This is a genomic window from Sphingomonas sp. (genome assembly GCF_045810705.1).
Lineage (GTDB): Bacteria > Pseudomonadota > Alphaproteobacteria > Sphingomonadales > Sphingomonadaceae > Sphingomicrobium.
Map to the genome: position 1 here is coordinate 124394 of NZ_JBJMVI010000017.1, position 26235 is coordinate 150628.

A 26235-nucleotide genomic window follows, 5' to 3' on the forward strand; every position below is an offset into this window, starting at 1 on the left:
CCTCGTTGATGCTTACGCGCGGCCGACCAGTGCAAACTCCACACCTTGCGGGTCGACGCCGATCAGGATGTGGTCGCCGCCGGGAACTTCCATCGGGCCCATGGCGATCTTGCCGCCCTTGGCCTCGGAAGTCTCCTTGGCCTTGGTGATCGACGGCACCCGGAAATAATAGCGCCAGTGCGGCGGCTGGCCGTCCATGGTGCCGGCGACGGCGCCGATGGTGACGCCATTCTGCTCCAGGAAGCGATACTCGCCCTGTTCGCCCATCGGCATGAACTTCTCGCTCGTCCAGCCGAACTGCTCGCCATAGAAGCGCCGCGCCGCAAGCGGGTCGCTGGTCGAGAGCTCGTTCCAGCCGACGCGCTGCTGCTCCGTCGTCGAAAAGACATCGCTCTTGGCGTTGGGGTCGCCCTGCGGGGGCAGCGGCTTCATCACATAGAAGGCCGCGCCCTGCGGGTCGGCGACCATCGCGATCCGCCCGACATTGGGGATGTCGGTCGCCGCCACGTAGGTCTTCCCGCCGGCCTGCTCGATCGCCGCAACCGAACGGTCGACGTCGGGGACCAGGATATAGCCCAACCAGGTCGGCCGGGCGCCGTGCTGCTGCATTTCGTCAGTGAGCTGAAGCACGCCGCCGGCGAACTTGCCGTCGCTTCGGCCGATCATTCGGTAGCCGTTGTACTCGGCCACCGCCGGACCGATGTCCCAGCCGACGACGGCGTCGTAGAACGCCTTCGCGCCTTCAGGATCGGGAGTCATCAGCTCGTACCAGATGAAATCCCCGCGCGGTTCGCCGCGTGGCTCCGCCGCGGCGGTGTCCACCGCCTCGTCGCGTACGTCGGTCATGGTCAGTCCCTCCTTTGAGTGATTCCGCGTCCCTCCGGTCAGGCGGGTTCGGTCACTTTCTCGAGCGTGTTGATAAGCGGCTTGAACCCGCCCCAGAACATGCGCTTGCCGTCGAACGGCATCGGCTGCGCGCCCGGCTGCATTTCGGGATCGGCCATGATCTTTTCCCAGCCGCGATCGCGCGTTTCCTTGTCCGGCCAGAGGATGAAGGAGAAGACCACGTTCTCGTCGTCCGTCGCCTGCACTGCCCTGAAGAAGTCGGTGGTGTGGCCGTGCTCGAGATTGTCGCCGACCGCCTCGATCGTGCCGAGCGCGCCCTGCGCTTTCGACTTACTCGCGAAAGTCTCCGCGAGCTTGCGATATTCGTCTTCCTTGCCCTTCGGCAGCGGGAGGATGAATCCGTCGACGTAGGTCATGCTGCTACTCCTTCTTCCTGGGGTTGGTTCGCGGCGTATGAGGCGACCTGGTCGCTGAGCGCCTGCTTGAATGCTGGGCGGTCCTCGGCGCGCTTGAGGTAAGCGGCGAGGTTGGGGATCTCCGCGACGAGGTCGGTGTGCCTGAGGAACCGGAGGGTCGTGGTCATCACCAGATCGCCGATGGTGAAGCGACCCTCGAGCCACTCCTTGTCTCCAAGCCATTCGGACACGCGTTTGAGCTTCAATTTCGCGAAGTCCACCGCGCCTGGCCGGCGCAGCTTCGCCCATTCCTCATTCGTGAAAAACCGGTCGATCAGCAGCAAGTTGATGAACGCCGGTTCGACGCTGTTGAGCGCCGCATAGGTCCACTGGATGGCGCGGTACTTGCCCTGCGGATCGCGTGGCAGAAGCGCCTCGCTCTGTTCGCCGACATATTGGACGATGGCGCCGGTTTCGAAGATCTTGATCTTGCCGTCGCTGAAGCACGGGACCTGATCGAACGGCTGCTCGAGCAGATATTCGGGCGGCCGCTCCTGGTCGAGCAGACGGACCCGGTAATCGAGGCCGGCCTCCTCGAGCGCCCAGCGGGCGCGAAGGTCGCGCACCAGGCCCTGGGCGAACTCGGGAACCCACCGGAATGCGGTGATTTCGATCGATGCATTTGGATTGAGTGACATGGTGACGAGCCTCCCTTTAGACTGCAGTTGCGATCGCATCGGACACGGCGTCCTTGCCGCGTTCCGCGGCGGCCGCGTCCATCCACATGATCTCCCAGATGTGTCCATCCGGATCGGCGACGCTGCGTCCGTACATCACGCCATAGTCCTGTTTCGGGGACGGATCAGCAGTGCCCCCCGCCGCTACGGCCCGCTCAAGCGTCGAGTCAACGCTTTCGCGGCTGTCCGACGACAGGCACAAGATCACTTGCGTTGCCGCCTTTGCGTCGCCGATCGGACGCGGTGAGAAGTGGCTAAACTTCTCATGCGTCAGAAGCATGACGTGGATGCTGTCGCTGAGCGTCATGCAGGCCGCGGTGTCGTCGGTGAACCGCGGTTCGTTCACCGCGCCGATCGCCTCAAGGAAGGCCCGCGACTTCGTCAGGTCGCTGACCGGCAGGTTCACGAAAATCATCCGCGACATGGCTTTACAATCCTTTTCGTCTGTTGAGAGAATTGAGTTCAGTCCCGGAACGGCAGCAAGGCACGAAGCCGGGGCTCGCGAAGCCACAGGCCGCCCCACACGGCGAGGCCGAGATACAGGCCGAACAAGGTATTGCTAAGGAGCGGGCTGCCGGCGCTGAGATGCGACGCGATGGCGCCGCCGAGGTATCCGGTCAGAAGCAGCGCCCCGAGAACGGCAGTACGCGGAACGGCGTAGAGCGTGGTGCAGAGCGCCAGGATCGAACCGAGCATGCGATAGAAGCCGGGATCGGTCGGAAACTTGAGCTGCGGCGGCGTGTAGGCGGCCATCATCGCCGGCACGAGCAGCTTCGCGCCCGCGTCGGTGCCGAGAAAGAGGACCGCCAGGCCACTGAGTGCCCAGCCGACCTTTACGCCAACCGGAGTCGATGACCGGACGGGCACTTCGTCGATCGCTGCTGTCGTCATTTTTTCCCTCCTTACGAGTCGATTCGCTTGCTTTTTGACGCGACGAGTTATAAATTGCAACCATGCAGTCAGAAAAAATAACTAAACTTCGGAAAAAAGAAAGAAAACGGCCGTACGACGATGCTTGCGGGCTCGCTCACGCGCTTGAGCTGGTCGGCGAGCGGTGGGCGATGCTGGTGCTGCGCGAGCTCGCTTATGGGCCGCGACGATTCTCGGAACTGAAGGCCGACCTTCCCGGCATTAGCGCCAATGTGCTGAGCCAGCGCCTTGCCGAGCTTGAGGCGCGCAGCTTGGTTCGCCGAGTCCGCCTGCCGCCGCCCGCCTCGGTGCAGGTCTATGAGGCGACCGAGTGGGGCTTGGAGGCGGTGCCGGTGATCGCTTCGCTGGGTCGCTGGGCGGCACGCAGCCCGCTCCACGACCCGACCCTCCCGATGAGCCATGTGTCCTTCATGATGTCCTTGCAGACCCTGCTCTCGCCCGAACGCTCGCGCGGAATGGACGCGCGCGTCGGCTTCAAGATGGGCGATATCGGCTATGTCGCCACGCTGTGCGGCGGTCGCCTCGCGATCGAGCGGCGGGAGCCGGAAGACTGCGACGCGACCTTCGCCGGCACCCCGATGCAGCTCGTCGCGGCGATTCATGGTGGGCTCGGCCTTGAAACGGTCAAAGTTACGGGAGATATGGAGCTGGCGAAGCGTTTCGTGACGCTGTTCCCGTTGCCGCCAAAAATTGGCTGAGCGTTGAGGCGGGCGCGCCCATCCCGTAAGGCAGTTTCCAATGACAGATATTTCCAACGTGCAGCCCGAAAGCCGGGCGGAGACGCTAATGGCTTCCCCCGACAAGATCGCGAAGGTGCGCGAGCTGTTCGGAGTCGATACCGACATGGAGGTCCCGGCGTTTAGCGAGGCTGACGAGCGAGTCCCCGATCTCGACCCGACCTATGTGTTCGATCCGGACACAACGATGGCGATCTGCGCGGGGTTCTCGAAGAATCGCCGTGTAATGGTCCAGGGCTATCACGGCACCGGCAAGTCGACCCACATCGAGCAGGTCGCCGCGCGACTCAACTGGCCGATGATCCGAATCAACCTCGACGCGCACATCAGCCGGATCGACCTGGTCGGACGCGACGCGATCGTGCTTCGCGAGGGCCAGCAGGTGACCGAATTCCGCGAGGGCCTGCTGCCGTGGGCGCTTCAGCATCCGGTCGCGCTCGTGTTCGACGAATATGATGCGGGCCGCCCGGACGTGATGTTCGTCATCCAGCGCGTGCTCGAGGCCGAGGGAAAGCTCACCTTGCTCGATCAGAACCGAGTGATCCGTCCCAACCCCTGGTTCAGGCTGTTCGCCACGACCAACACCGTCGGTCTCGGCGACACGACCGGCCTCTATCATGGCACTCAGGCGATCAACCAGGGTCAGATGGACCGCTGGAACATTGTCACCACGCTCAATTACCTGCCGGCGGCTGTGGAGGCGCAGATCGTGCTCGCCAAGACCGGCGAATATGACGAGCCCGGCGGCAAGGAGATCGTCGACAAGATGATCAAGGTCGCCGATCTCTCGCGCCAGGGATTCGTCAACGGCGACATTTCGACCGTGATGAGCCCGCGCACGGTGATCAGCTGGGCGCAGAACGCCCACATCTTCGGCGACGTCGGCTATGCGTTCCGGGTGAGCTTCCTCAACAAATGCGATGAGACCGAGCGGCCGCTGATCGCCGAATATTATCAACGGGTGTTCGGCGAGGATCTTCCCGAAAGCGTGGTCGGGAAAGCGAGCTAAGGCCCGCTCGTGGCCGAGAAGATCGACCTTTTCCGCCGAGCGCTCGCGGGGGCGTCGCGCGCCATCGCGCACGACCCGGAAGTCGAGGTCGTGTTCGCGTCGGACAACGCGCCCGCGTCGGGCAAGACGGCCCGCGTACCCTCGCCGGGGCCGGCGCTCGAGCCGCGGCTGGTGGCCGAGGCGCGCGGCGCTGCGGATTCTGTCGCACTCCGCCTCAGATATCATGATCCTGCACTCCACGCGCGCGTCGCACCCATCGACGTGGACGCCCGCGCCGTGTTCGACGCGCTCGAAATGGCCCGTGTGGAAGCGCTCGGCTCACGCGCAATGGGAGGCGTCAAAGGCAATCTTGCGCATCTGACCGAAGCGCGCGTGCGCGCCGATGCGATCGTCCGAGCCCGCACCGCCGAGGAAGTGCCGCTGTCGACCGCCGTCGCACTGATCGCGCGCGAGCGGCTGACGGGCCAGGCACCGCCGCGCGCGGCCGCCGAAGGCCTCAAGCTCGTCGCGCCGTGGATCGAGGACAAGGCCGCGGCCGAGCTCGATGCGCTCGCCCTGACGCTCGACGACCAGGCGGCGTTCGCCAAGCTGTCGCGGCGGTTGCTCGAGGACCTCGACCTCGCCGCGGCCGAGGATCCGAATGAACAGGAGTCCCACGACGCCGGCGATGAAGCCGAGGGCGAGGAAGGCGGAAACGAGGATTCGGCGGAGGAGGGCGAAGAAGGCACCCCCGGCGGCGGCGATGTCGAAATGCGCGGCGAACAGGCCGAGGACGAGAATACCGAGGGCGATTCTAGTCAGGAGATGGAAGCCGGCGAGGATGAGGTCAGCGCCGGCGACGACCTCAGCGAGAGCGTCTTTGCTTCCCCCGGCCGGCGCAACTGGGAGCTTTCGCCCCAAACCGACTACAAGGCGTACACCACGCGCTTCGACGAGATCGTCGAGGCGCCGGAGCTGTGCGACGAGGACGAGCTGGGCCGCCTGCGCGCCTATCTCGACCAGCAAATGGCGGGACTCCAGAACGTCGTCACCCGCCTCGCCAACCGACTGCAGCGGCGCTTGATGGCACAGCAGGCGAGGAGCTGGGATTTCGATCAGGAGGAGGGTTTGCTCGACGCCGCGCGGCTCGCACGGGTGGTCGTCAATCCCCGCCATGCATTGTCGTTCAAGATCGAGCGCGACACCGACTTCAAGGACACGGTCGTTTCGCTGTTGATCGACAATTCCGGTTCGATGCGCGGTCGGCCGATCGCGATTGCCGCGATCTGCGCCGATATCCTCGCGCGAACGCTTGAGCGTTGCGGGGTCGCGTCCGAAATTCTCGGCTTCACCACCCGCGGCTGGAAGGGCGGCCAGAGCCGTGAGGCCTGGCTATCGGCCGGACGCCCGTCCAACCCGGGCCGGCTCAATGATTTGCGGCACATTGTCTACAAAAGGGCCGACGAGCCCTATCGCCACGGCCGCCGCAACCTTGGGTTGATGATGCGCGAGGGGCTGCTCAAGGAGAATATCGACGGGGAGGCCCTGCTTTGGGCCCACAATCGGCTGATCGCCCGGCCCGAAGAGCGGCGCATCCTGATGGTGATCTCGGACGGCGCGCCCGTCGACGATTCGACCGCCTCGGCCAACGGCGGAAGCTATTTGGAACGACACCTAAGACAGGTGATCGAGTGGATCGAGAAGCGCTCGAGCGTCGAGCTGATCGCCATCGGCATCGGCCACGACGTGACCCGCTATTACAGCCGCGCGGTGACGATCATGGACGCCGACCAGCTCGCCGGCGCGATGGTCGAGCAGCTCGCGCAATTGTTCGACGCGCACTGAGCGGGCGCTAGGCCGCGTTCGCTGCGGACACCTCGAGCGTGCCAGCCGGCGCCGGTCCAAGCAGCGCGCTCGCGGGCTGCGCATAGGTCAGCCATGGCATCCATTGATCGGGCTGCAGCACCGCGACCTGCCGGCCATGGTACGGCGCCACGTCGGGACCCGGCTCAGTCGTCAGCATGGTGAAGGCTTCGCCACGGCCCGGATCGTCGCGGAGCAGCCCGGCGATGGCGATCAGTTCGCCGGCTGGCCTGCTGAACAGCCAGCGGTCCTTGCGCTTTTGCTTGGCATCGGCGGGAGCGGTGAACTCGTAGAAGCCGTCGGCGAGAATCAGGCACCGGCCGCTCGAGAATTCCCGCCCGTCGGAGCGGAAATTGTACACCGGCTTCCCGCCCTGACCGGGCCAGCTCCAGCGGCGAACGACGAGTTCGAAGGCCTCGTCCGGTCCTGGCGACGAGCGGACGATCGGCGCCGGATCGGTGATCCGAATGTCGCGCGGCTGAAGGTTCGGGATCCCTTCCGGGAAGCGCAAGCTGATTTGTTGCTCGCGAAAGAGGCGCGCGATTTCGTCCGGCGACTTCGACTGCGTGTACAGATTGCACATGGCTGCGCGGCCACGCCTACACGCTGCCGCAGCGGCTTTCAGCGCAAAAAATTGGCCCCAGCGCAACTACGCGCGCTGGGGCCCCCTCGATACGCGACGCGAGGGAAACTGCCTGTTGCCAGGCGCGACGGGGAAAAGGGGAAAACCCCGTCAGCTCAGGGGCTTATGCCTGAGTCGCCGGGTATCGATGCTGAACGCGCCGTGCAGCGTCCGTTCAGGAAAATCCTTGAAATTCAGTCGGTTAGACGACTCTTAGGCGGGTTGCTCAGACGCCTTCTTGGCAATCTCTTTCTTGAGCTTGCGGACCTTGGCGCTGAGCTTGTCGTCGCTCGTCTTGAGCAGCCAGTTGTCGAGCCCGCCGACATGCTCGACCGAGCGCAGGCCGTGGGTCGACACGCGCAGCTTGACGCTCTGCCCGAGCGCGTCGGAAATCAGCGTCACGTTCTGCAAATTGGGCAGGAACGTCCGCTTGGTCTTGTTGTTGGCGTGGGAAACATTGTTGCCCACCTGCCGGCCCTTGCCGGTCAGCTCGCAAACCCGCGACATGGTCTTTATCCTGATTTCTGGACGAGCCGCATGGGCCCGAAGAGCGCCGCCCGTTAGCGGCTCGGGCGTTGCTCGTCAACGTTGCGGCGGCCGAAACGACGGCAACCGAGCCTGAACATTTGCGTTGATGCAACAGTCGGCTAGATGACACAAAGCTCGAAAGGGTTCGGCCATGCGCGCTTTGCTCTTGATCCTGATCATTGCCGTGGTGGCGATCCTGATCGCGCTCGCGTCGGGTTTCCTCAACATCAACCAGACGCGGCAGGCCAAGGCGCCCGAGGTCAGCACGACCGCCAATGGCGTGACCGCCAGAGGCGGGCAGGCGCCCGCTTTCGATGTCGAGACCGGCTCGGTCAAGGTCGGGACAAAGGCAACGACGGTCAAAGTGCCGGCCCTGGTCGTGGAAAAGCCGGCTCGAAACCAGGCGGCGGCGGCCACCAACAACGGACAGTAGAGCGGATGTGACTTGAACCGCACGGTCGGCTAGCGGCGCGGATCATGAGCTTTCCGCTTCCCATGGCCATGCGCCGAGCGCTCGATCTGGCTGCCGAGGCGGCGGCCGCGGGCGAAGTGCCGGTCGGCGCCGTGGTGACCTTGGGCGACGCGCTCGTCGGCGAGAGCGCCAATGCGATGCGCGGGTCGACCGATCCGACCGCGCATGCCGAGATTGCCGCGATCCGCGCGGCGGCCGCGAAGCTTGGCACTTCGCGCCTCGACGAGTGCACGATGTGGGTGACGCTGGAGCCCTGCGCGATGTGTGCGGCGGCAATATCGCTGGCGCGGTTCAAGGCGCTTCACTTCGGCGCCGACGACCCAAAGGGCGGCGCCGTAATCCACGGGCCGCGAATCTTCGCCCAGCCGACCTGTCACCACCGCCCGGAGGTGCTCGGCGGGATCGGCGAAGAAGAATCGGCCCGGCTGCTGACCGACTTCTTCGCTCAGCGGCGCTAGGCGCGATACGGGACCAGCCGGATCTCGATCCGCCGGTTTGCCGCCTTGTCGGCCTCGCTGCTCTCGGGGCTGTACAGCGGCGCGCTCTCGCCCAGCCCGCGCGATGCGATCCGGGCGCGCGACACTCCGTGCGCGGCGAGGTAAGTCGCGACCGCCGCAGCGCGTTTCTCCGAAAGAGCCTGGTTGGTCTGCGGCGACCCGGACGTGTCGGTGTGGGCGAGGACGTCGACGAACGTGCGATTGCGCGTCTTCACCGTACGCGCGATCTCGAGGAGCGTCGCGTTGGTGGTCGCTTTGACGGCCGCGCTGCCCGCGTCGAAGGTGAATGCCGCGGGGATGCGCACGACGATGCTTCCGCCAACCTGAAGGACGTCGAGGCCGATGCCGGCGGTTTGGCGCCGCAGCTCGGCATCGAGATCGGCCATGTAGGTCGAGGCTTCGTATGGCGTCAGCGGCCGGATCTTGGCGGCGCGCATCTTCGCCGCGCGCGCCTTTTGTCCACCGATCACGTCGCCGAGCAGATACGGCGCGCCGACGCCCAGGGGCCGAAACGCTGCCGGCACCACCAATGGCGGCGGCGGGGGCGCCGTCTGGCAGCCCGCCAGCGCGGTCAACGCGCAGCCGGCGGCGAGCGTCCTCAAACTCCGAACGTTAATCATTGGCGCAAGCTCCCCAGTCCGATCGGCGATCAAACCGGCGCCCATAGCCGATGGTTCCGCACCTGGATTGAGACGGCTGCTTGTGAACCGCCGTCGTCGCGGGTTACAACCGCAACGCCGCACACCATGAGCGACCATTTAGCCCCCATACCCTGGCTCGACGTCCTCCTCCTCCTCGCGCTGATCGTCGTCAACGGCGCGCTGGCTATGGGGGAGCTGGCGATTGTCTCTTCGCGCGAGGCGCGGCTGAAAGCGATGGCCAAAACCGGCAGCGTTGGCGCCCGTTGCGCGCTCGATCTAGCGTCCGACCCTGGGCGGTTCCTATCGACGGTGCAAAGCGGCATCACTTTGATCGCGATCTTCGCGGGTGCCTTTTCCGGCGAGAAACTCGGCCAGCCGGCAGCCGAGCGCATTCAACTACTCGGGCTATCACCGGATACGGCGCACACCATTGGGTTCGGCGTGGTGATTTTCGTTACGACCTATTGCTCGCTGGTGATCGGCGAGATCGTCCCCAAGCAGATCGCGCTCCGCTCGCCCGAGCCCATCGCCGTCGTCATGTCTCGGCCGATGCGGCTCTTGTCGAAGATCGTCGCGCCATTTGTCTGGGTGCTCGAGCGTTCGAGCGCGCTGATCTTGAGCCTGCTCGGTATGAACCGCGAATCGAAGAACCATGTGACGGCCGAGGAGCTGCACCTGGTGGTGGCGGAGGCCCAGACCGCGGGCGTGCTCGAGGAGGACGAACGGGCGATGATCTCGGGCATCGTCCGGCTAGCGGACCGGCCGGTCCGCGAAGTCATGACTCCGCGCACCGAGATCGACTGGATCGACCGCGCCGCCACGGCCGACGAAATCCGCGCCGCGCTGCTAGCCACGCCGCACAGCCGCATCCCGGTGGCCGACGGCGCGGTCGAGAATATCGTCGGCGTGATCCAGACCCGCGATGTGATGGCGGCGCTGCTCGAAGGGCGCCCGATCAACCTCAACCAATTGTGCCGGAGCGCCCCGGTCATCCCTGACCTCATGGACGCGATGGATGCGTTGGCGGTCCTCCGGAATGCCGACGTGCCGCTCGCCCTGGTGCATGACGAATATGGTCATCTCGATGGGATTGTGACGCCGGGGAGTATCCTTGCCGCGCTTGCTGGGACCTTCGCCAGCGACGCCGAGCAGGGCGACGAGCCAGCACTGGTCGAGCGCGACGATGGCAGCTGGCTGGTGTCGGGCGCGGCAAGCGCCGACCTGCTCAGTGATCGGCTCGGCGTGAACCTGCCCGTCGACCGCGACTATTCAACGGTCGCCGGCTTTGCCCTGTGGGTGCTCAAGCATCTTCCCGAGACCGGTGAGAAGTTTCGGCACGACGGCTGGTCGTTCGAGATCGTCGACATGGACGGCCGTAAGATCGACAAGCTGATCGCCTCGCGCCAGCGGCGCAAACCTGCCGCGAGCGAAGCCGAGGCGGTCGGTTAAAGGTTTCCGAACTTCTGCTCGAACCCGTCGATGTCGTCCCTGGCCAGGTAATCCGCCTGCTCGACGACACGGTCGCGCGTGAGGCGACCGCGGAATGCGCCGAGCTGGGCATCGATGCGCTCAATCTCGGTCGGCGTCAGGTGAGCGATCTGCTCGAAACGGATGAAGCCGAGTCCATGCAGTGCTTCGGCGAACTTTGGCCCAACGCCCTTGAGGCGGCAGAGATCGTCGTGGGGCTCTTTGACGCCGTCCAGCTTGTTGTGCACGGGCATGCCGAAGATCTGGCCGGTGACGTCGCTCGCCGCCGCCGCTGCTTCGCCGGCAAGCCCGCGACCTTCAGGCGGCGCTTTCCGCGCCATGTGCGGGCGGATCGGCGCACTCTCCGTCAGCGCTACCCGCTGCTTCGGCCGCAGCAGAATGAACGCCAGGACGAGCGCCACGACAACGATAATCAGCCACCAATATTCGCGGATCAGATCCATTCTCTCACCAGGTCCATTGTGCGTTGTAACGACGGCGAAGGTCGACGAGATAGGCGAGCAACAGGCCGGAAAGAAAGCCTGCGATTGCCACGCCAAACGCTTCCAGGATGAGTGGCGGGCCGGCTGGTTCAGCGGTCCACTGTGCGCGCGACACGCCGGGCAACTGGCTCATGAGGCGCACCAGCTCACTCGTCTGGAAATCGTCGGCGGGTCCAGCGAGGATCAGGCGCCGCGTCAGCGGACCGCGATGCAGGTGAGCGGTGACCTTGGTCATCTCATAATAGTCGAGCGCTTCACGCGCATCGCGCTCCACCGTCCGGGCGACGCGCTCGGCAGCGCCGAGCGGGCCGTGCCAAAGTGCCGCAAGTCCAAGCGACGCGAACAATCCAAGCGCCAGCGCGGCGTTGCGCCGGTTGGCGCGCCGAAACCCGATCGTGCCGGTGAGGGCGCCGGCCAGTAGCCCCGCGGCGATGCAGGGCCAGAAATAGTTCAATAGGAGATTCATGCGCTTTCCCGCTCAAGCTCGCGCCAGCCGATGTCGCGGCGGTGGAACCCATCGGCGAAGTCGATCTGGTCGACGGCCCGGTAGGCGCGCGCCCGCGCGTTGGCAAAAGTGTCGGCGACGGCCGTCACGGCGAGCACCCGACCGCCACTCGCGACCAAAGCCTGGTCCGCGAGCGCCGTCCCGGCGTGGAAGACCGTGACTCCTTCGACCTGCTCCGCCGCCTCGATCTCGCGGATCAGGCCGCCGCCGGCTGGGATGCCCGGATAGCCTCGTGCAGCGACGATGACGGTCACCGCGTGCTTCGCGGCGAGCTTCGGCTGGCCGATTTCAGCCAGCCGTCCGAGCGCGACGGCCTGCAACAACTCGGCGAAGTCGCCGTCGATCAGCGGCATGATCGCTTCACACTCCGGATCGCCGAAGCGGACATTATATTCGATCAACTTGGGACCTTCGCTTGTCAGCATCAGCCCGGCGTAAAGCACCCCACTGAACGGCGCGCCCGCGTCCGCGAGCGCACGCGCGGTCGGCCGGACGATCTCATCCATCGCGCGGGCCTGGAGCGCGTCGGTGAGCACGGGCGCAGGCGCGTAGGCGCCCATGCCGCCCGTGTTCGGGCCGGTGTCCCCCTCGCCGACGCGCTTGTGGTCCTGCGCCGAAGCGAGCGGAACCGCGGTCTCGCCGTCGACGAGCGCGAACAGGCTCGCCTCCTCACCCTCGAGGAACTCCTCGATGACTAATGGCGCATCGCCAATGGCGTCGATCGCCGCCTCGGCTTCCGCTCGCGACGTTGCGACGGTGACGCCCTTGCCTGCCGCTAGCCCGTCGGCCTTGATGACGACCGGGATCAAGAAGCGATTCAGTGCCGTTCGCGCCTCCGTGGCTCGTTCGGTCCGGACGTAGTCCGCGGTCGGGATACCGTTCGCCCGGCACAAATCCTTGGTGAAGCCCTTCGATCCCTCGAGCTGCGCGGCCGCGGCGTTCGGACCGAACACGGCGATTCCGGCCGCTCGAAGCGCATCGGCGACGCCCGCAACGAGCGGCGCCTCGGGGCCGACGACGACCAAGCCGATGCCATTCTGCCTCGCCGCGGCAACGACCGCGTCAGGTTCGCATGGGTCGATCGCGATGCAGTCAGCCCACCTGGCGATGCCGGGATTCCCCGGGCCGGCCAACAACTTGTCACAGCTCGGCGATTGCCTAAGGCGCCAGGCAAGCGCATCCTCGCGACCGCCCGAGCCTAAGAGCAATATATTCATGGATCTTCCCGAAGAGACGAGAGCCGGCCTGTTAGCCGACGTCGCTCCCGGCGACAATTCACCGCCCCTGACCGTCACCGAGCTGTCGGGCGCGCTCAAGCGGACGATCGAGAATGCCTTCGGCCAGGTCCGTGTGCGCGGCGAGATCAGCGGGTTCAAGCGCCACGCTTCGGGCCATTGCTATTTCACGCTCAAGGATGAGAACGCCTGCATCGATGCGGTGATCTGGCGCGGCAGCGCGGCTGCGCTCGCGTTCAAGCCGGAGGACGGCGCGGAGGTCATCGCGACCGGCAAGCTGACGACCTATCCGGGGCGTTCAAAGTACCAGATCGTCGTCGAGCGGATGGAGCTGGCCGGGGAGGGGGCGCTGCTTGCGTTGCTCGAAAAGCGCCGCAAGACGCTCGCCGCAGAAGGCCTGTTCGACGCCGGCCGCAAGCGTAAGCTGCCCTTCCTGCCGCGGGTTATCGGGGTGGTCACGTCGCCGACGGGCGCCGTCATTCGCGATATCCTTCATCGTCTCGAGGACCGCTGCCCGACGCGGGTGATCCTCTGGCCCATCCCGGTGCAGGGCGAGGGCGCGGCGGCGAAGATCGCCGCGGCGATCCGCGCATTCGCGTCGATCGAGCCGAGGCCCGACCTGCTGATCGTCGCGCGCGGGGGCGGTTCGATCGAGGACCTGTGGGCGTTCAACGAGGAAGAGGTCGTGCGCGCCGCCGCCGAGAGCCCGATCCCGCTGATTTCGGCCGTCGGCCACGAGACCGATACCACGCTTATCGACCATGCCGCTGACCTCCGGGCACCGACTCCGACCGCGGCGGCGGAAATGGCGGTGCCCGTTCGCGCCGAGCTGGTTACGCAGCTCGGCGAGCTCCAACACCGGGCGCAGCAATGCCTGTCGCGGCGAGTCGAGCGCAGTCGCGAGCGCTTCGATCTCACCGTCTGCCGGTGGCCCGAGCCGCAAGCCATCTTCGCGCCGATGGTCCAGCGGCTCGACGACGCGGGCGAGCGGCTGCCGCGGTCGCTGGCCGCGCGCGCCGGGAGTGCCCGGGCCGACCTCAACCTCGTAGCAGGGCGCCTTCGCCGCGACCTCATCGACCAGCGTATCGCGCGTCTCGCCGAGCGCCTCGGCGCCGCTTGGAAAATGGCCGAGCTCGCGCATCCCGAGCGGCCGCTGTCGAAGGGCTATGTCCGGGTCACGAGCCGCGACGGCCGCACACTGACCCGCGCCACTGACGCGCGCGCCGCTCAGCGTTTGACCCTGCATTTCGGCGACGGTGCAATTGACGCCTCGGTCGACGGAGCCGAGCGTTCACGGCCAGTTGAGCCGAAGCGGCGGAAACCCTACATCTCGCCCCAGCCCGGCCTGTTCGACGCCGGAGAGGAGTGAATGTCGATGCTCATGTCCGGCAGCGGCAAGGCCGCACGAGTCCACTATCTCCATGGCACATTCCGTTTGCTGAGCGATGGCGACCATGTGATCTGTGCCGTCACCGGCGCGCGCATCCCGTTGCACGAGCTCAAATATTGGAGCGTCGAGCGGCAGGAGCCTTATGTCGATGCTGAGGCCAGCCTCAGGGCCGAGGGCGCGCGCTCCTAGCCGACGCGCTTCGCCTTAAAGCCTGGCTGCGAGCCGAGCCTGACGAAATAAGAGCCCATCGAGCCGCGCTTGACGACCACCTTGTCGCCTTTGCGGGGCGGCAGCGCGATCGGCGCGCTATCGGTCTGCTGCCAGCTCGATCCGTCGGCGAGCTTGATCATCCAGCCGTCGTAGCCATTCTCGAACGCGCCGGTGACCGTGCTCTCGATTTGGTTGACCTGGTCGTCGCCACCGCCGAACAGCGCGCCAAAGTTGGGCACCGAAAAGCCGAACAGCGACCGCTTCGCTTCGTTCGCGCGTGCTTTGTCGACGACGACCAGCTCCTTCTTGTTCATGGCATCGGCCAGGCCCTGCGCGGCCTTGTCGTAGCAGGACAGGCGCTGCCCGGAATCCGCAACGGATTGGCACGCAATCAAGCTTTGAACGGTGGCCGGTGTCCCGGTTGGCGTGGTTGAGCGCGCTTGAGCAGCCGTGGCCAGCGCCGCCATAATGCCGCCGATAAGAAGCAAACCAAGGCGCATTTTGTCCCCCTAAACGAGGCCGCTAGCCTAGGCCCCGTCGCGCCCTAACCGCAAGATTCGCGCTGTTGCAAAATTGATACATAGCGTTGACAACTCGACCGGCGGAGGAGGCAAGACGTTGCCAGCCTCTTGGTGGTTCCCTTATCAAAAGATCAGTTCGGCAATGAACCATTCGCCGATCCACCGCAGCCGTGCACGTTCGCGGCTAGTGAAGGGGAAGATTTTTATGAAGCTCCAGTTCCGTCAGCGCTTGCTCTCCAGCACGCTTCTGATCGGTGTCGCCGCTCTCGCGACTCCTGCGTTCGCGCAGGATACGTCGCCGGCAACCCCTCCACCCCCGACGCCGCCGACGGATGCGACGCCGACCAACGTCCAGGCGAATCCGAGCGGCCCCGTCGAGGGCCAGCCGACGCCGGCGCGCAACGCGCAGGGCGCGCCCGTCGAAAAATCGCAGGACATCATCGTCACAGGCACCCGCATCCCGCAGCCGAACCTGACATCGGCCGCCCCGGTCACGGTGGTCACGAACCAAGATTTCAAACTTCAGGGCACGACCCGCGTCGAAGACCTTCTGAACTCGCTTCCCTCGATCACGGCGTCGCAGGCCTCGGGCGTCTCCAACGGCTCAAACGGCACCGCCACCGTCAACCTGCGCAACCTCGGCGCCAAGCGTACGGCGGTGCTGGTCAACGGCCGTCGCCTCGTTCCGGGCGACGCCCAGCCGGGCGGCGCGGGACCTTCCGACATCAATGTCATTCCATCTTCACTCATAAAGCGGGTCGAAGTCCTTACCGGGGGCGCGTCGTCGGTCTATGGTGCTGACGCCGTCGCCGGTGTCGTCAACTTCATCATGGACGACAACTTCAGCGGCATCCGCTTTGACGGCCAATATTCGTTCAACCAGCACAACAACAACAATATAAACTTCAGCACCGGGCAGACGATGCGCGGGATCCTCGACGCGCGCATCGCGGCTGGGCTTACGGGCTTCTCCTATCCGAAGGGAAGCGTTGCCGACGGCGGGACCTTTGATGGCACCGTGTCGTTCGGTACGGGCTTCGACGATAACCGCGGCCATGCGGTCGCGTATTTCGGCTACCGCAAGGTCAATCCGGTTCTGCAATCGCGGCGCGACTATAGCGCCTGCGTCATTCAGACGAACGATCCTTCGGGCAATGGCTTCACGCCCAACTCGCCCCTCCGCTGCGGCGGCTCCGCGACGGCAAATCCGGGCAACGTCCTGTTTTACACGGCTGGGCCGAGCTCGACCGCCGGTTCGTTCGGGCCAGGCGTCCTTAATCAAGGCACGCTCGCCCGGTTTAACTTCGGCCCGACGAACTACTTCCAGCGGGCCGACGAGCGCTATGTCGGCGGCGCGTTTGCGCACTATGACATCACGCCGGCTCTCAAGCCGTACATGGAATTCATGTTCATGGACGACCGCTCGATCCAGCAGATCGCCGCGGGTGGCGACTTCCTGGGCTCCACGTTCACCGTCAATTGCGACAACCCGCTGCTTTCGGCGCAGCAGCGAACGCTGTTGTGCAACTCCGGCAACCTGATCACCGGCTTCCTCGGGACCTTCCCGGTCGCCTCGGCCGCCGGCTTCAACCCCAATCCAGGTGCGCCGGCGGAGACCTTCTTCGACGCGCTCGGCACTCCATATAATCTTGCATTTGCCGAGATCGGGCGGCGCAACACCGAAGGTGGCCCGCGCGTTACCGATTACAAGCACACGACGTTCCGCGGTGTGCTCGGAATGCGCGGCGACCTGTCGCCGGCCTGGTCGTACGACAGTTATTTCCAGTACGGCCGCACCAACGTCACTGCTGTGAATACGGGCAACTTCGCGACCTCGCGGTTGAACCGGGCTCTCAACGTCGTGACCGACACTAGGGCGGGCAGCGCCACCTTCGGGCAGCCCGTCTGCCGCTCCGTCCTCGACGGCACCGATCCGCTGTGCGTCCCCTACGACATCTTCACGGGCGCGCCGGTCAACGCTGCGCAGCAGGCCTATCTGTCGGTTCCGTCGATCCTGACCGGTGTCACCGGCGAGCAGGTGGCAGACGTGAACTTCACCGGCGCATTGGGCGAGTACGGCCTGAAGACGCCTTGGGCCGACGACGGGATCGGGGTGAATGTCGGCGCGGAATATCGCAAGGAGTCGCTGTCCCTTGTTCCAGACGCAGGCCTGCAAGCCGGCGATCAGGCCGGCAACGGCGCACCGACCTTGCCGATCGACGGAGACTATCGCGTGCTCGAGGCCTTCGGCGAAGTTCAGCTGCCTCTTGTGCATCACAGCTTCATCGAAGACCTGTCGGTGAATGCCGGATACCGCAAGTCGTGGTACAAGCTGTCGACCGGCGGCACGTACGACACCGATACGTACAAGATTTCGGCCGAGTTCGCGCCGATCAGGGACATCCGCTTCCGCGGTGCCTACAACCGTGCCGCGCGCGCTCCGAACATCCAGGAATTGTTCACGACAAACTTCGTCGGCCTGGACGGCGGCACCGATCCGTGCACCGGCGCGCCGATCGCGGCCACTCAGTTTGGTTGCATCGCACAGTTGCGAGCGGCGGGCATCGCCAATCCGGTCGGTTTCACCGTGACGGCGAATCCTGCAGGCCAGTACAATGGATTGCTCGGTGGCAACCCGGGTCTGCAGCCCGAGAAGGCCACGACGAAAACGCTTGGCGTCGTCCTACAGCCGCGGTTCATCCCCCGGTTGGCGCTCACCGTCGATTGGTACAAAATTTTCATCGACAATGCGATCCAGACGTTCGGCGCGGACGCGATTCTGGCTCAGTGCGTCGCAGCTTCTACCGCGACGACCATCGACCCATCGTGTGCGCTCGTTCATCGTAATCCTGCGGGCTCGCTGTGGCTGTCGGCCGGCGGTTTCGTCACGGACATAACTCGCAACGTCGGATCGTTCTCGACCACGGGCATTGATGTGAGCGGCAGCTATTCCTACCGCTTTGGCGGGCTGGGGACGCTGTCGGCCAGCTACCTCGGCACCTTCCTGCGTCACCTGACGGTCAATAACGGCCTGACCGGGGCATTCGATTGTGCCGGCTTCTATGGAAGCACTTGCAGCTTCATCGGTGGCTCGATCGGTAGCGCCAATCCGAAGTATCGTCACAAGGCCCGGCTGGGCCTGCAGATGCCGAACGGCATTGGCCTGTCGGTTCAGTGGCGCCACTTCAGCAGTGCCACGGAGGATTTCCTGAACCCGGTGTCGCCGCCGGGCGGCCCCGCCTACACTGTGTTGAGTGTGCTTCCCGCGCAGAACTATTTCGACCTGGCGAGCACGTTCACAATTGGCGACCACTACAATCTGCGCCTCGGCGTGAACAACGTCCTGGACCGGGGGCCGCCGCTGACGAACAATGGTTCGTCACAGTTCGGTCAGGCTCCATGCCCGACGGGTCCGTGCAACGGCAACACCTACCCGGGCACGTATGACGCGCTTGGCCGTTACATCTACGCCGGCGTTACGCTCAACTTCTGATCGAGACAGCGCCAATCTCCGGGGCAGCGGCCTTGTGCCGCTGCCCCTTTTTTTAGATGCATTCGGTTGTCGCTTGCGTCGCGGCATAGCCCGTGCATGAATTTGGCCTGATGACCGTGAGTAACCAAACGGAGCTTCAGCGCGCGGGAATGCTGATACGCAGCGGCCGTATGGCCGAGGCGCGACGCCTCTGTGAAGGCCTGCTCCAGTCGAATGCGGATCCTATACTTCAGGCTCTTCATGGAGCGATTTGCCTGCAAATGGGCGCTCCGGCTGAAGCCGAAATATCGCTTCGCCAGGCGCTTAACGCAAAACCGCAGGATCGCACGGTCCGCGCAAACTTGCTCGAAGCGCTGAGTACGCTCGGGCGCTTCGAAGAAGCAGTGCAATTTTGTGATCGCGACATCGCATTTGCCGATCGCACGATGCGCATCGCTCGGTTGCATGCCCACGTGATGCAGTCGTTGGCACGCTTCGAGGACGCGATCGACCTCTATCGTCAGATCGTCGCGCGTGAACCGGCCGACTGGGCCGCCTGGAACAACCTCGGCAATGCGCTCGCCGGTCTCGGACGGTGGGAAGAGAGCGTTGCGGCGCTTCGCCGCGCCGCCGCGCTTCAGCCGGCCAGCGCACCGATTCAGGTTAACTTGGCTCAAGGCCTGATCGATGCTGGGCAGGAGGAAGAGGCCGAGCGTCTTTTGGGCGAGGTCGCGGATCGCTTCCCCGACGACATCGAACCCCTAATTCGGCTCTATAATCTCTTTACCGCTCAGGCGCGCGAGGAAGCTGCTTACATGGCGCTCAAGGACGCGCTCGAGCGGCAGCCCAACGACCATCACATCCTTAAGACGTTTGTTCACGAGTCGATCGGCCGGGGGGCCTTTACCGAAGCGGAGCAAGCTTGCGATCATACTCTCTCGCTTGAGCCGGGACAAAGCGAGGCCTTCGCCTGTCTCGCGTCGATTTACGACCGCAGCAATGAGGAACAGAAGCTGCCTGGGCTGGTCGAGCGCGCTAGAGCCGCCGGCGCAGACGATCCGACCGTCAATTACATCCGCGCAATTGGTTATAAGCGGCAGGGAAAAATCGACGAGGCTTGGGACGCCTTCCAGCGATCGCAAGGAATCGCGGACGATGTGCGGCGGTTGCAGCTCGAAAGCCAGCTAGAGGACGCGCGCGGCAACTACGATGAGGCGTTTGCGGCTGCTGAAGCGGCAAATTCCGAATGGGCTACAGACCTTTCGGGGCCGGCCGAACGTGCACGAGTCTACCGCGACATGGTTCGGGAAAGCACGGAAATTCTATCCGCCGAATGGCTCGCGACGTGGCCGAAATTCGACGAGCCGCTCGAGCGCCCTGACCCGGTGTTCCTGGTGGGATTCCCAAGGTCCGGCACGACGCTGTTGGATACGATGCTGATGGGCCATTCGCAGACCCTGGTGCTCGAGGAAGAACCATATCTCGCGACGCTGGAGCTCGGCATTGGCGGTGTCACTGAATGGCCGAACGTTCCGGTTCCTGAGCTGCGCAGGCTTCGAGCCGAGTATTTCGAGAACATCGCGCGGGACCATCCACTCACGCCCGACAACGTCGTCGTCGACAAGCACCCGCTTCATCTCAACAAGGCCGAAGCCATTCACCGCCTGTTTCCCCGGTCCAAGTTCATCCTGGCTCTCCGGCACCCGTGCGACGTGGTGCTCAGCTGCTTCATGACCAATTTCAAGCTGAACAACGCGATGTCGAACTTCCTGACGCTCGAAACCACCGCGCAGCTCTACGATCTCACGTTCACGCACTGGGAGAAGGCGCGGCGCCTGTTGGACCTCGATGTCGCCGAGGTCGTTTATGAGGAGCTCATCGAGGGTCCTGAGCGAGTGTTGCGGCCCTTGGCGGACCGGCTCGACCTGCCGTGGGAGGCGACGATCGTCGATCATACCTCCACTGCCCGACGACGTGCGCAAGTCAAGACGGCGAGCTACGCGCAGGTGACGGAGCAGATTTACACACGGTCCGCAGGCAAATGGCGGAATTATCGCAAACATCTTGAGCCGGTGCTTCCGATTCTCGCGCCGTGGGTCGAGAAGTTCGGTTACGAACTATGAGCGAAGACGTCGGCTTGTTGGTGTCACAGGCAGACCGCGAGGTCGCTATTGGGAATCTGTCGGCGGCACGGGATTTGCTTTCGCGGGCAGCCCAAGCGGGCTCGGACCCCGGTCTGTGGTTGCGCCTCGCCGGTGTGGAGCGGGCCACCGGAAGGCCGTTGAAGGCGCTCGAGGCGGCGCAACGCGCGCTTGAGCTGAAGCCGCGTGACTTCGTGGCTCTCGTCCTCCGCGCGAGCCTGCTTGATCGGCTCCAGCCGAGCGAGTCGGGCGAAGCCTGGGGGAATGCACTCGCTAATCGCCCAAAAGGTGACCTCCCGCCCGAGCTGGCTGCTGCAGTCGCCAAGGGTGCGAAGATCCACGCCGCGTGGGTTGCGGAGCGCGGCCGCCGCCTGGCGGAGGCGATCTCGGCAACGCAGCAGCGGGCTTCCGCGGCCGAAGCCCAGCGGATCGAGCGTTTTCGGACAAACAGCCTGAGATTGACGAGGCCTTTTCACAGCGAACCGACCGACTTCCATTTTCCCGAGCTGCGCGAGCGCGAGTTTCATCCGCCCGCGATGTTTCCGTGGCTGCAGGAGCTGGAGGCTGCGACCGATGTGGTGCAGCAGGAGCTTACGGCGGTGATGGCTGCAGAGCGGGCTGAGCTCGTGCCCTACATTCAATATGATGCGTATCTGCCCCTCGATCAGTTGAGGCCGCTGAACCACAACCGGGATTGGACCGCCATTCACCTGTTGCGAAATGGCGAGTTGATCGAAGCGAATGCGCGTCACTGCCCGCGCATCATGGCCCTCCTTGAGCGCATTCCCCAGCCGCAGATCCGCGGTGCCGGTCCCAATGCGATGTTCTCTCTGCTGGCGCCGAATACGCATATTCCGCCGCACGTCGGAATCAGCAATGCGCGGCTGGTGTGTCACCTTCCATTGATCGTGCCGGCCGGGTGCTGGTTCCGCGTCGGCGCGCAGACTCGCAGCTGGGAGCGAGGAGAGGCTTTCGTGTTCGATGACACGATCGAGCACGAAGCCATGAATCCTAGCGGCGAACTGCGAGTAGTCTTCATCCTGGACATCTGGCACCCGGATCTTGCCAACGTGGAGCGCGAGGCGATCACCGCACTGATCGAGGCACTGGGGCCGACCTCCGTCCACGAACAATAAACGCGCAATTGGGACAAGCGGTCTCGTTCCACTTGCCTCTCCGATCCGTCCCGGACCGTCCGTCCCGAGATGTTATTGAAGGTGATGGACAACGACCACGAAGGACTTCAAAATGCCTCCTGCAAAAACGGAGCCGTCGCCATGCGTAGAGTTTTTAATGCGTTTCTCGTCGCCGCGCTGACGTGCGTTGCTTCTCCCCTGATGGCTGGCAATCCCGATCCGAGCCCGCCTGCGCCTACTGCAACCGTCAAGGTGCCCAATGATCCTAACCAGGTCGTCTGTGAGTATGAGCCAGCCATCGACTCGCGGTTGAAAGGCCACAAGGTTTGCGCCACCCGCGCCGAATGGGCGTCTCGGCGGCAGGAGGAGCGTGAGGTGATCGACAAGACGCAGATGCAGGGCGCTGGTGTTCCGGGGAAGTAAGATCCATTGGTGAAAGGCTCGGCTAGGGACCTATTCCGCAGCCTCCTGTAGCGCGTCACCCAGCGGCGTGAGCACCAGCTGTCCGTCACCTTCGTCGACCCGCACGACCGAGCCGTCCGCGATCTCGCCGGCGAGGATTTTATCGGCCAGCGGGTCCTGCAGATATTTCTGCACCGCGCGCTTGAGCGGCCGGGCGCCGTACACCGGATCGTAGCCGACGCGGCCGAGCCACGCCCGCGCCGCATCGCTGAGTTCGAGCTTGATTTTGCGCTCGTCGAGCAGCTTTTGCAGCCGCGCGACCTGGATGTCGACGATCGGGCCCATGTGCCCCGCGCCGAGGCGGTGGAACAGGATGATCTCGTCCAGCCGGTTGAGGAACTCGGGGCGGAAGTGGGCGCGGACGACCTCCATCACCTGCGGCTCGACCTTCTCGACCGGCTCGTCCTCGCCAAGCGACGCCAGATATTGTGAACCGAGGTTGGAGGTCAGGATGATGATCGTGTTGGTGAAGTCGACGGTACGGCCCTGGCCGTCGGTCAGCCGGCCGTCGTCGAGCACCTGGAGGAGCACGTTGAACACGTCGCCGTGGGCCTTCTCGACCTCGTCGAACAGCACGACCTGGTAGGGCCGGCGCCGGACCGCCTCGGTCAGTACGCCGCCTTCTTCGTAGCCGACATAGCCCGGAGGCGCGCCGATCAGCCGGGCGACGGCGTGCTTCTCCATGAACTCCGACATGTCGATGCGGACCATCGCGCTTGAATCGTCGAACAGGAATTCGGCGAGCGCCTTGGTCAGCTCGGTCTTGCCGACGCCGGTCGGGCCGAGGAACAGGAAAGAGCCCAATGGCCGGTTGGGGTCCTGCAACCCGGCGCGGGCGCGGCGGACGGCGGCGGACACCGCCTTCACCGCATCTTCCTGGCCGATCACGCGGGCGCCGATCGTCGCTTCCATCTGGAGCAATTTCTCGCGCTCGCCCTCCATCATCCGTTCGACCGGAATCCCGGTCCAGCGGCTGACCACGCCAGCGATGTCCTGGTCGGTAACTTCCTCGCGCAGCATCGCGCCCTTGGCCGCGGCCTGCGCGTCCGCGAGTTGCTTGTCGAGCTGCGGAATGCGCCCGTATTGCAGCTCGCCGGCCTTGGCGAGATCGCCGCTGCGCTGCGCCTGCTCGAGCTCGAGCCGGGCGTGATCCAGCTGCTCCTTGAGTTTCGCCTCGGCGGAGATCTTTTCCTTCTCGGCCTGCCAGCGCTGGGTCAGCTCGGCCGACTGCTGTTCGAGGTTCGCCAGCTCCTCCTCGAGCTTCGCCAGCCGATCCTTGGATGCCTTGTCCTGCTCCTTCTTCAGCGCCTCGCGCTCGATCTTGAGCTGGATGATGCGCCGGTCGAGATTTTCGATCTCTTCGGGCTTGGATTCGACCTCCATGCGGATGCGGCTCGCGGCCTCGTCCATCAAGTCGATCGCCTTGTCGGGCAGGAAACGGTCGGTGATGTAGCGGTTGCCGAGCGTCGCCGCGGCAACGATCGCCGCGTCGGTGATGCGTACGCCGTGGTGAAGCTCGTACTTCTCCTTGAGCCCGCGGAGGATCGAGATGGTGTCGGGAACGCTCGGCTCGCCGACGAACACCGGCTGGAATCGTCGTTCGAGCGCCGCGTCCTTTTCGATATATTTGCGATATTCGTCGAGCGTCGTCGCGCCGATGCAATGCAGCTCGCCGCGGGCCAGGGATGGCTTCAGCAAATTGCCGGCGTCCATCGCGCCTTCGGCTTTGCCGGCGCCCACGAGGGTGTGCATTTCGTCGATGAACAGGATGATTTCGCCAGCGGCTTGCTTGACCTCGTCGAGCACGCCTTTGAGCCGCTCCTCGAACTCGCCGCGATATTTGGCGCCGGCGATCATCGCTCCCAGGTCGAGCGCAAGCAGGCGCTTGTCCTTGATCCCATCGGGCACGTCACCGTTGGCGATACGCACCGCCAAGCCTTCGACAATCGCGGTCTTGCCGACACCGGGCTCGCCGATCAGCACCGGGTTGTTCTTGGTCCGCCGCGCAAGCACCTGGATCGTCCGGCGGATCTCCTCGTCGCGGCCGATGACCGGGTCGAGCTTGCCTTCGCGCGCCGCCTCGGTGAGGTCGCGCGCGTATTTCTTCAGCGCATCGTAACGGTCCTCCGAGGCTTGCGTGTCGGCGGTGCGCCCGCCGCGCAGTTTGTCGATCGCGGCGTTGAGGTTCTGCGGCGTGAGACCGGCCTTGGCGAGCGCGTCGCCGACCTCGGTCCCCTTGGCCAGCGCCATCGCCAGCAGGATTCGCTCGACCGTCACATAGCTGTCGTTGGCCTTCTTGGCGACCTGCTCGGCCTGGTCGAGGATGCGGATCGTGTCGCCGTCCATCGCGGGCGCCTGGCTCGCTCCGCTTCCCGTCACGGCCGGGATCTTGGCGACAAGGGCATCGGCCTCGCGCTTCGCAGCCTTGGCGTCCCCGCCCGCGGCCTGGATCAATCCCGCGGCCATGCCCTGCTCGTCGTCGAGCAGCGCTTTCAGCAGGTGCGCTGGCGCGATGCGCTGGTGATGCTCGCGAACCGCGATCGTCTGCGCCGCCTGGAGAAATCCGCGCGCGCGATCGGTCAGCTTCTCAAAGTCCATTCAGAACCCCTCTGTCCTTGGGGCCGATATGGCGTTGCACTAGGGCAACACAAGGTCCACGCGGCCAGTCCGCGGGTTGGCGAGGCTCAATGGCCGGATGGCGGCGATTTCGCTTGGTCGTCCGGCATGCTCGTGGTCCCCGCTGTAACGGGCACTGAAACCGTGCCCTGCGGAACGGCCGCCGATGCAGGCGCCGTCACCGGCAAGGGCTGCCCGACGCTCGCTATGTCCTCCGGGTGGACGATCGGCGCGCATTCCGCGGCGACTGCCGGGTCCATGTTCCAGCGCCGATACTTGGTGCTGTCAACGTGGAAGCGGAGGTAAGCGTAGAAACCGAGGCCGGCATTGTACGCGGCGCCGTGCTCCGAATGCGTCCCGCACAGCGTCCGCATCAGCGTGATTCGGTCGATCGGCTTCAGCGGCACCAGGTCGATGGCGGAATCGAGCATGTGCGCGCTCTCGGGGGCGCCGCCGGCGCAGAGATTGAGCATCGGGTTGCGATATACCGACACCGGTTCCACCGGACCGACCGCGGGGACCACATAATCGCGAACGTAACGCAGGGTCTGCACCATATGCGGCCATTGGTCCGATGGCGGGACCTCGAACGGCTGGCCGCCGCAATCCTTCCACGCGGTCGCGGTGCGAAGCAGCTGCCAGGTGGGAACGATCCCGGCGACCTGAGCGCCAGCCAGATAGTCGTTGAACGCCTTCACTTGGCCGGCCCGCCACGGCGCCGAGAGATACCAGGACCGGTAGCCCGGTTCGTCCTGCCCGGCGGTGATATACGGAGCAGCCGGGCTCGAGGGCGGGATCGTGGGCACAATCGCGGGCAGCGGGGCGGCCGCCGGCTGCGCTGCTGCCGCCGTTGCCAACAGGACGAGAGGCGCAAGGATCAGCTTCATCAATAGAATCATACTCCTATGAGTCTGCTTGAAAAGCGTTGAACGCCGGCCCACGTCGCAGCAATGACTCAGCCCATCGACGTCGACCTGCCCCACAATCTTGGCAAGGACGAAGCGCGACGCCGCATCGCCAACAACATCCACAAGCTCGAGCAGCATATTCCCGGCGGTGCTCGCGTGACCTCGGGTTGGGCCGGCGATCAGCTCAACCTCAACATCGCGGCGATGGGGGAGGCGGTGAACGCCACGATCGACGTGATGGAGGCGAAGGTGCACCTCAAGGTGCTGCTGCCCGGAATGCTCGGGATGTTTTCCGGCATTGTCCAGGCCGCGCTCCAGAAGAAGGGCAGCGTGCTGCTGGAGGATCACCGCAGCTAATTCTTCATTGCGAGGAGCGTGGCGACTCGGCAATCCAAGGTCACGGCTGGATTGCT

At 64.9% G+C, this 26235-nt stretch carries 27 protein-coding genes and 1 pseudogene; 14 read left to right on the plus strand and 14 right to left on the minus strand.

What is annotated here, in order from left to right:
• Positions 1-12: 12 nt before the first annotated feature.
• The 5 genes from ACJ8FR_RS08720 to ACJ8FR_RS08740 are packed head-to-tail and all read right to left on the minus strand — an operon-like array spanning position 13 to position 2869.
• Positions 13-846, minus strand: a complete 834-nt coding sequence (locus ACJ8FR_RS08720) for a VOC family protein (protein ID WP_407828240.1) — start codon at positions 844-846, stop codon at positions 13-15.
• Between the two features lie 38 nt (positions 847-884).
• Positions 885-1262, minus strand: a complete 378-nt coding sequence (locus ACJ8FR_RS08725; protein ID WP_407828241.1) for a DUF1428 domain-containing protein — start codon at positions 1260-1262, stop codon at positions 885-887.
• Entirely contained in the window at positions 1259-1939 is a 681-nt protein-coding gene (locus tag ACJ8FR_RS08730) for a glutathione S-transferase family protein (protein ID WP_407828242.1), read from the minus strand. Before ACJ8FR_RS08730 ends, ACJ8FR_RS08725 begins: the two co-directional genes overlap by 4 nt.
• A 16-nt stretch (positions 1940-1955) precedes the next feature.
• Positions 1956-2402, minus strand: a complete 447-nt coding sequence (locus ACJ8FR_RS08735; RefSeq protein WP_407828243.1) for a VOC family protein — start codon at positions 2400-2402, stop codon at positions 1956-1958.
• 38 nt (positions 2403-2440) lie between these two features.
• A complete protein-coding gene (locus ACJ8FR_RS08740) occupies positions 2441-2869 on the minus strand; it encodes a DoxX family protein (RefSeq protein ID WP_407828244.1) in 429 nt (142 codons plus the stop codon).
• Between the two features lie 62 nt (positions 2870-2931).
• Between ACJ8FR_RS08740 and ACJ8FR_RS08745 the strand changes: the two genes are divergently transcribed.
• The 3 genes from ACJ8FR_RS08745 to cobT are packed head-to-tail and all read left to right on the plus strand — an operon-like array spanning position 2932 to position 6478.
• Entirely contained in the window at positions 2932-3606 is a 675-nt protein-coding gene (locus tag ACJ8FR_RS08745) for a winged helix-turn-helix transcriptional regulator (protein ID WP_407828245.1), read from the plus strand.
• 40 nt (positions 3607-3646) lie between these two features.
• Positions 3647-4654, plus strand: a complete 1008-nt coding sequence (gene cobS / locus ACJ8FR_RS08750; protein ID WP_407828246.1) for a cobaltochelatase subunit CobS — start codon at positions 3647-3649, stop codon at positions 4652-4654.
• Between the two features lie 9 nt (positions 4655-4663).
• The gene (gene cobT, locus ACJ8FR_RS08755) at positions 4664-6478 is read left to right on the plus strand and encodes a cobaltochelatase subunit CobT (RefSeq protein WP_407828247.1); all 1815 of its coding nucleotides are present in this window, start codon (positions 4664-4666) and stop codon (positions 6476-6478) included.
• Between the two features lie 7 nt (positions 6479-6485).
• Here cobT and ACJ8FR_RS08760 read toward each other — a convergent pair whose 3' ends face one another.
• Complete coding sequence (locus tag ACJ8FR_RS08760; protein WP_407828248.1) at positions 6486-7079, minus strand: SOS response-associated peptidase; 594 nt, start codon at positions 7077-7079, stop codon at positions 6486-6488.
• Positions 7080-7331: 252 nt separating this feature from the next.
• Positions 7332-7625 carry a 50S ribosomal protein L28 gene (gene rpmB / locus ACJ8FR_RS08765; RefSeq protein WP_407828249.1) on the minus strand — a complete coding sequence of 98 codons (294 nt, stop codon included), beginning with the start codon at positions 7623-7625 and terminating at the stop codon, positions 7332-7334.
• Positions 7626-7797: 172 nt separating this feature from the next.
• Here rpmB and ACJ8FR_RS08770 point away from each other — a divergent pair, with 172 nt between their 5' ends.
• The gene (locus ACJ8FR_RS08770) at positions 7798-8079 is read left to right on the plus strand and encodes a hypothetical protein (protein WP_407828250.1); all 282 of its coding nucleotides are present in this window, start codon (positions 7798-7800) and stop codon (positions 8077-8079) included.
• A gap of 44 nt (positions 8080-8123) precedes the next feature.
• A complete protein-coding gene (locus ACJ8FR_RS08775; RefSeq protein ID WP_407828251.1) occupies positions 8124-8576 on the plus strand; it encodes a nucleoside deaminase in 453 nt (150 codons plus the stop codon).
• Here the strand turns inward: ACJ8FR_RS08775 and ACJ8FR_RS08780 are convergent.
• The gene (locus ACJ8FR_RS08780; RefSeq protein WP_407828252.1) at positions 8573-9235 is read right to left on the minus strand and encodes an OmpA family protein; all 663 of its coding nucleotides are present in this window, start codon (positions 9233-9235) and stop codon (positions 8573-8575) included. The genes ACJ8FR_RS08775 and ACJ8FR_RS08780 overlap by 4 nt on opposite strands.
• Before the next feature lie 126 nt (positions 9236-9361).
• Between ACJ8FR_RS08780 and ACJ8FR_RS08785 the strand changes: the two genes are divergently transcribed.
• Complete coding sequence (locus tag ACJ8FR_RS08785) at positions 9362-10705, plus strand: hemolysin family protein (protein ID WP_407828253.1); 1344 nt, start codon at positions 9362-9364, stop codon at positions 10703-10705.
• On the opposite strand, the gene ACJ8FR_RS08790 is transcribed toward ACJ8FR_RS08785, so the two are convergent.
• The 3 genes from ACJ8FR_RS08790 to purD are packed head-to-tail and all read right to left on the minus strand — an operon-like array spanning position 10702 to position 12948.
• Positions 10702-11187 (minus strand): hypothetical protein, encoded by a 486-nt coding sequence (locus ACJ8FR_RS08790; protein ID WP_407828254.1) that lies wholly within the window; start codon positions 11185-11187, stop codon positions 10702-10704. The genes ACJ8FR_RS08785 and ACJ8FR_RS08790 overlap by 4 nt on opposite strands.
• 4 nt (positions 11188-11191) lie before the next feature.
• Positions 11192-11692 carry a hypothetical protein gene (locus ACJ8FR_RS08795; protein ID WP_407828255.1) on the minus strand — a complete coding sequence of 167 codons (501 nt, stop codon included), beginning with the start codon at positions 11690-11692 and terminating at the stop codon, positions 11192-11194.
• Entirely contained in the window at positions 11689-12948 is a 1260-nt protein-coding gene (purD, locus tag ACJ8FR_RS08800; protein ID WP_407828256.1) for a phosphoribosylamine--glycine ligase, read from the minus strand. Before purD ends, ACJ8FR_RS08795 begins: the two co-directional genes overlap by 4 nt.
• Between purD and xseA the strand changes: the two genes are divergently transcribed.
• Together xseA and ACJ8FR_RS08810 are read left to right on the plus strand one after the other, a co-directional pair.
• Entirely contained in the window at positions 12947-14335 is a 1389-nt protein-coding gene (gene xseA / locus ACJ8FR_RS08805; protein ID WP_407828257.1) for an exodeoxyribonuclease VII large subunit, read from the plus strand. The genes purD and xseA overlap by 2 nt on opposite strands.
• Positions 14336-14341: 6 nt before the next feature.
• The gene (locus ACJ8FR_RS08810; RefSeq protein ID WP_407828300.1) at positions 14342-14545 is read left to right on the plus strand and encodes a DUF2093 domain-containing protein; all 204 of its coding nucleotides are present in this window, start codon (positions 14342-14344) and stop codon (positions 14543-14545) included.
• Here the strand turns inward: ACJ8FR_RS08810 and ACJ8FR_RS08815 are convergent.
• Positions 14542-15066 carry a hypothetical protein gene (locus ACJ8FR_RS08815; RefSeq protein ID WP_407828258.1) on the minus strand — a complete coding sequence of 175 codons (525 nt, stop codon included), beginning with the start codon at positions 15064-15066 and terminating at the stop codon, positions 14542-14544. The two genes, ACJ8FR_RS08810 and ACJ8FR_RS08815, sit on opposite strands and share 4 nt — an antisense overlap.
• 226 nt (positions 15067-15292) lie before the next feature.
• Here ACJ8FR_RS08815 and ACJ8FR_RS08820 point away from each other — a divergent pair, with 226 nt between their 5' ends.
• The 5 genes and pseudogenes from ACJ8FR_RS08820 to ACJ8FR_RS08840 all read left to right on the plus strand — a co-directional run bounded on the left by ACJ8FR_RS08820 (position 15293) and on the right by ACJ8FR_RS08840 (position 22259).
• Positions 15293-18580, plus strand: coding sequence for a TonB-dependent receptor plug domain-containing protein (locus tag ACJ8FR_RS08820; RefSeq protein ID WP_407828259.1), 3288 nt, complete (start codon positions 15293-15295; stop codon positions 18578-18580).
• Positions 18581-18840: 260 nt separating this feature from the next.
• Positions 18841-18969, plus strand: a pseudogene (locus ACJ8FR_RS08825) (tetratricopeptide repeat protein); the annotation flags it as partial.
• A gap of 66 nt (positions 18970-19035) precedes the next feature.
• On the plus strand, positions 19036-20682 hold the full coding sequence (locus ACJ8FR_RS08830) for a tetratricopeptide repeat-containing sulfotransferase family protein (protein WP_407828301.1): 1647 nt from the start codon (positions 19036-19038) through the stop codon (positions 20680-20682).
• Positions 20679-21836 (plus strand): aspartyl/asparaginyl beta-hydroxylase domain-containing protein, encoded by a 1158-nt coding sequence (locus tag ACJ8FR_RS08835; RefSeq protein WP_407828260.1) that lies wholly within the window; start codon positions 20679-20681, stop codon positions 21834-21836. Before ACJ8FR_RS08830 ends, ACJ8FR_RS08835 begins: the two co-directional genes overlap by 4 nt.
• A 69-nt stretch (positions 21837-21905) precedes the next feature.
• Positions 21906-22259 carry a hypothetical protein gene (locus ACJ8FR_RS08840; protein WP_407828261.1) on the plus strand — a complete coding sequence of 118 codons (354 nt, stop codon included), beginning with the start codon at positions 21906-21908 and terminating at the stop codon, positions 22257-22259.
• 30 nt (positions 22260-22289) lie between these two features.
• Here the strand turns inward: ACJ8FR_RS08840 and clpB are convergent, their stop codons facing one another.
• Entirely contained in the window at positions 22290-24896 is a 2607-nt protein-coding gene (gene clpB / locus ACJ8FR_RS08845) for an ATP-dependent chaperone ClpB (RefSeq protein WP_407828262.1), read from the minus strand.
• Positions 24897-24982: 86 nt separating this feature from the next.
• The gene (locus ACJ8FR_RS08850) at positions 24983-25801 is read right to left on the minus strand and encodes a hypothetical protein (RefSeq protein ID WP_407828263.1); all 819 of its coding nucleotides are present in this window, start codon (positions 25799-25801) and stop codon (positions 24983-24985) included.
• Positions 25802-25864: 63 nt separating this feature from the next.
• On the opposite strand from ACJ8FR_RS08850, the gene ACJ8FR_RS08855 reads away from it, so the two are divergent.
• The gene (locus tag ACJ8FR_RS08855; protein WP_407828264.1) at positions 25865-26179 is read left to right on the plus strand and encodes a polyhydroxyalkanoic acid system family protein; all 315 of its coding nucleotides are present in this window, start codon (positions 25865-25867) and stop codon (positions 26177-26179) included.
• Positions 26180-26235 lie beyond the last annotated feature (56 nt).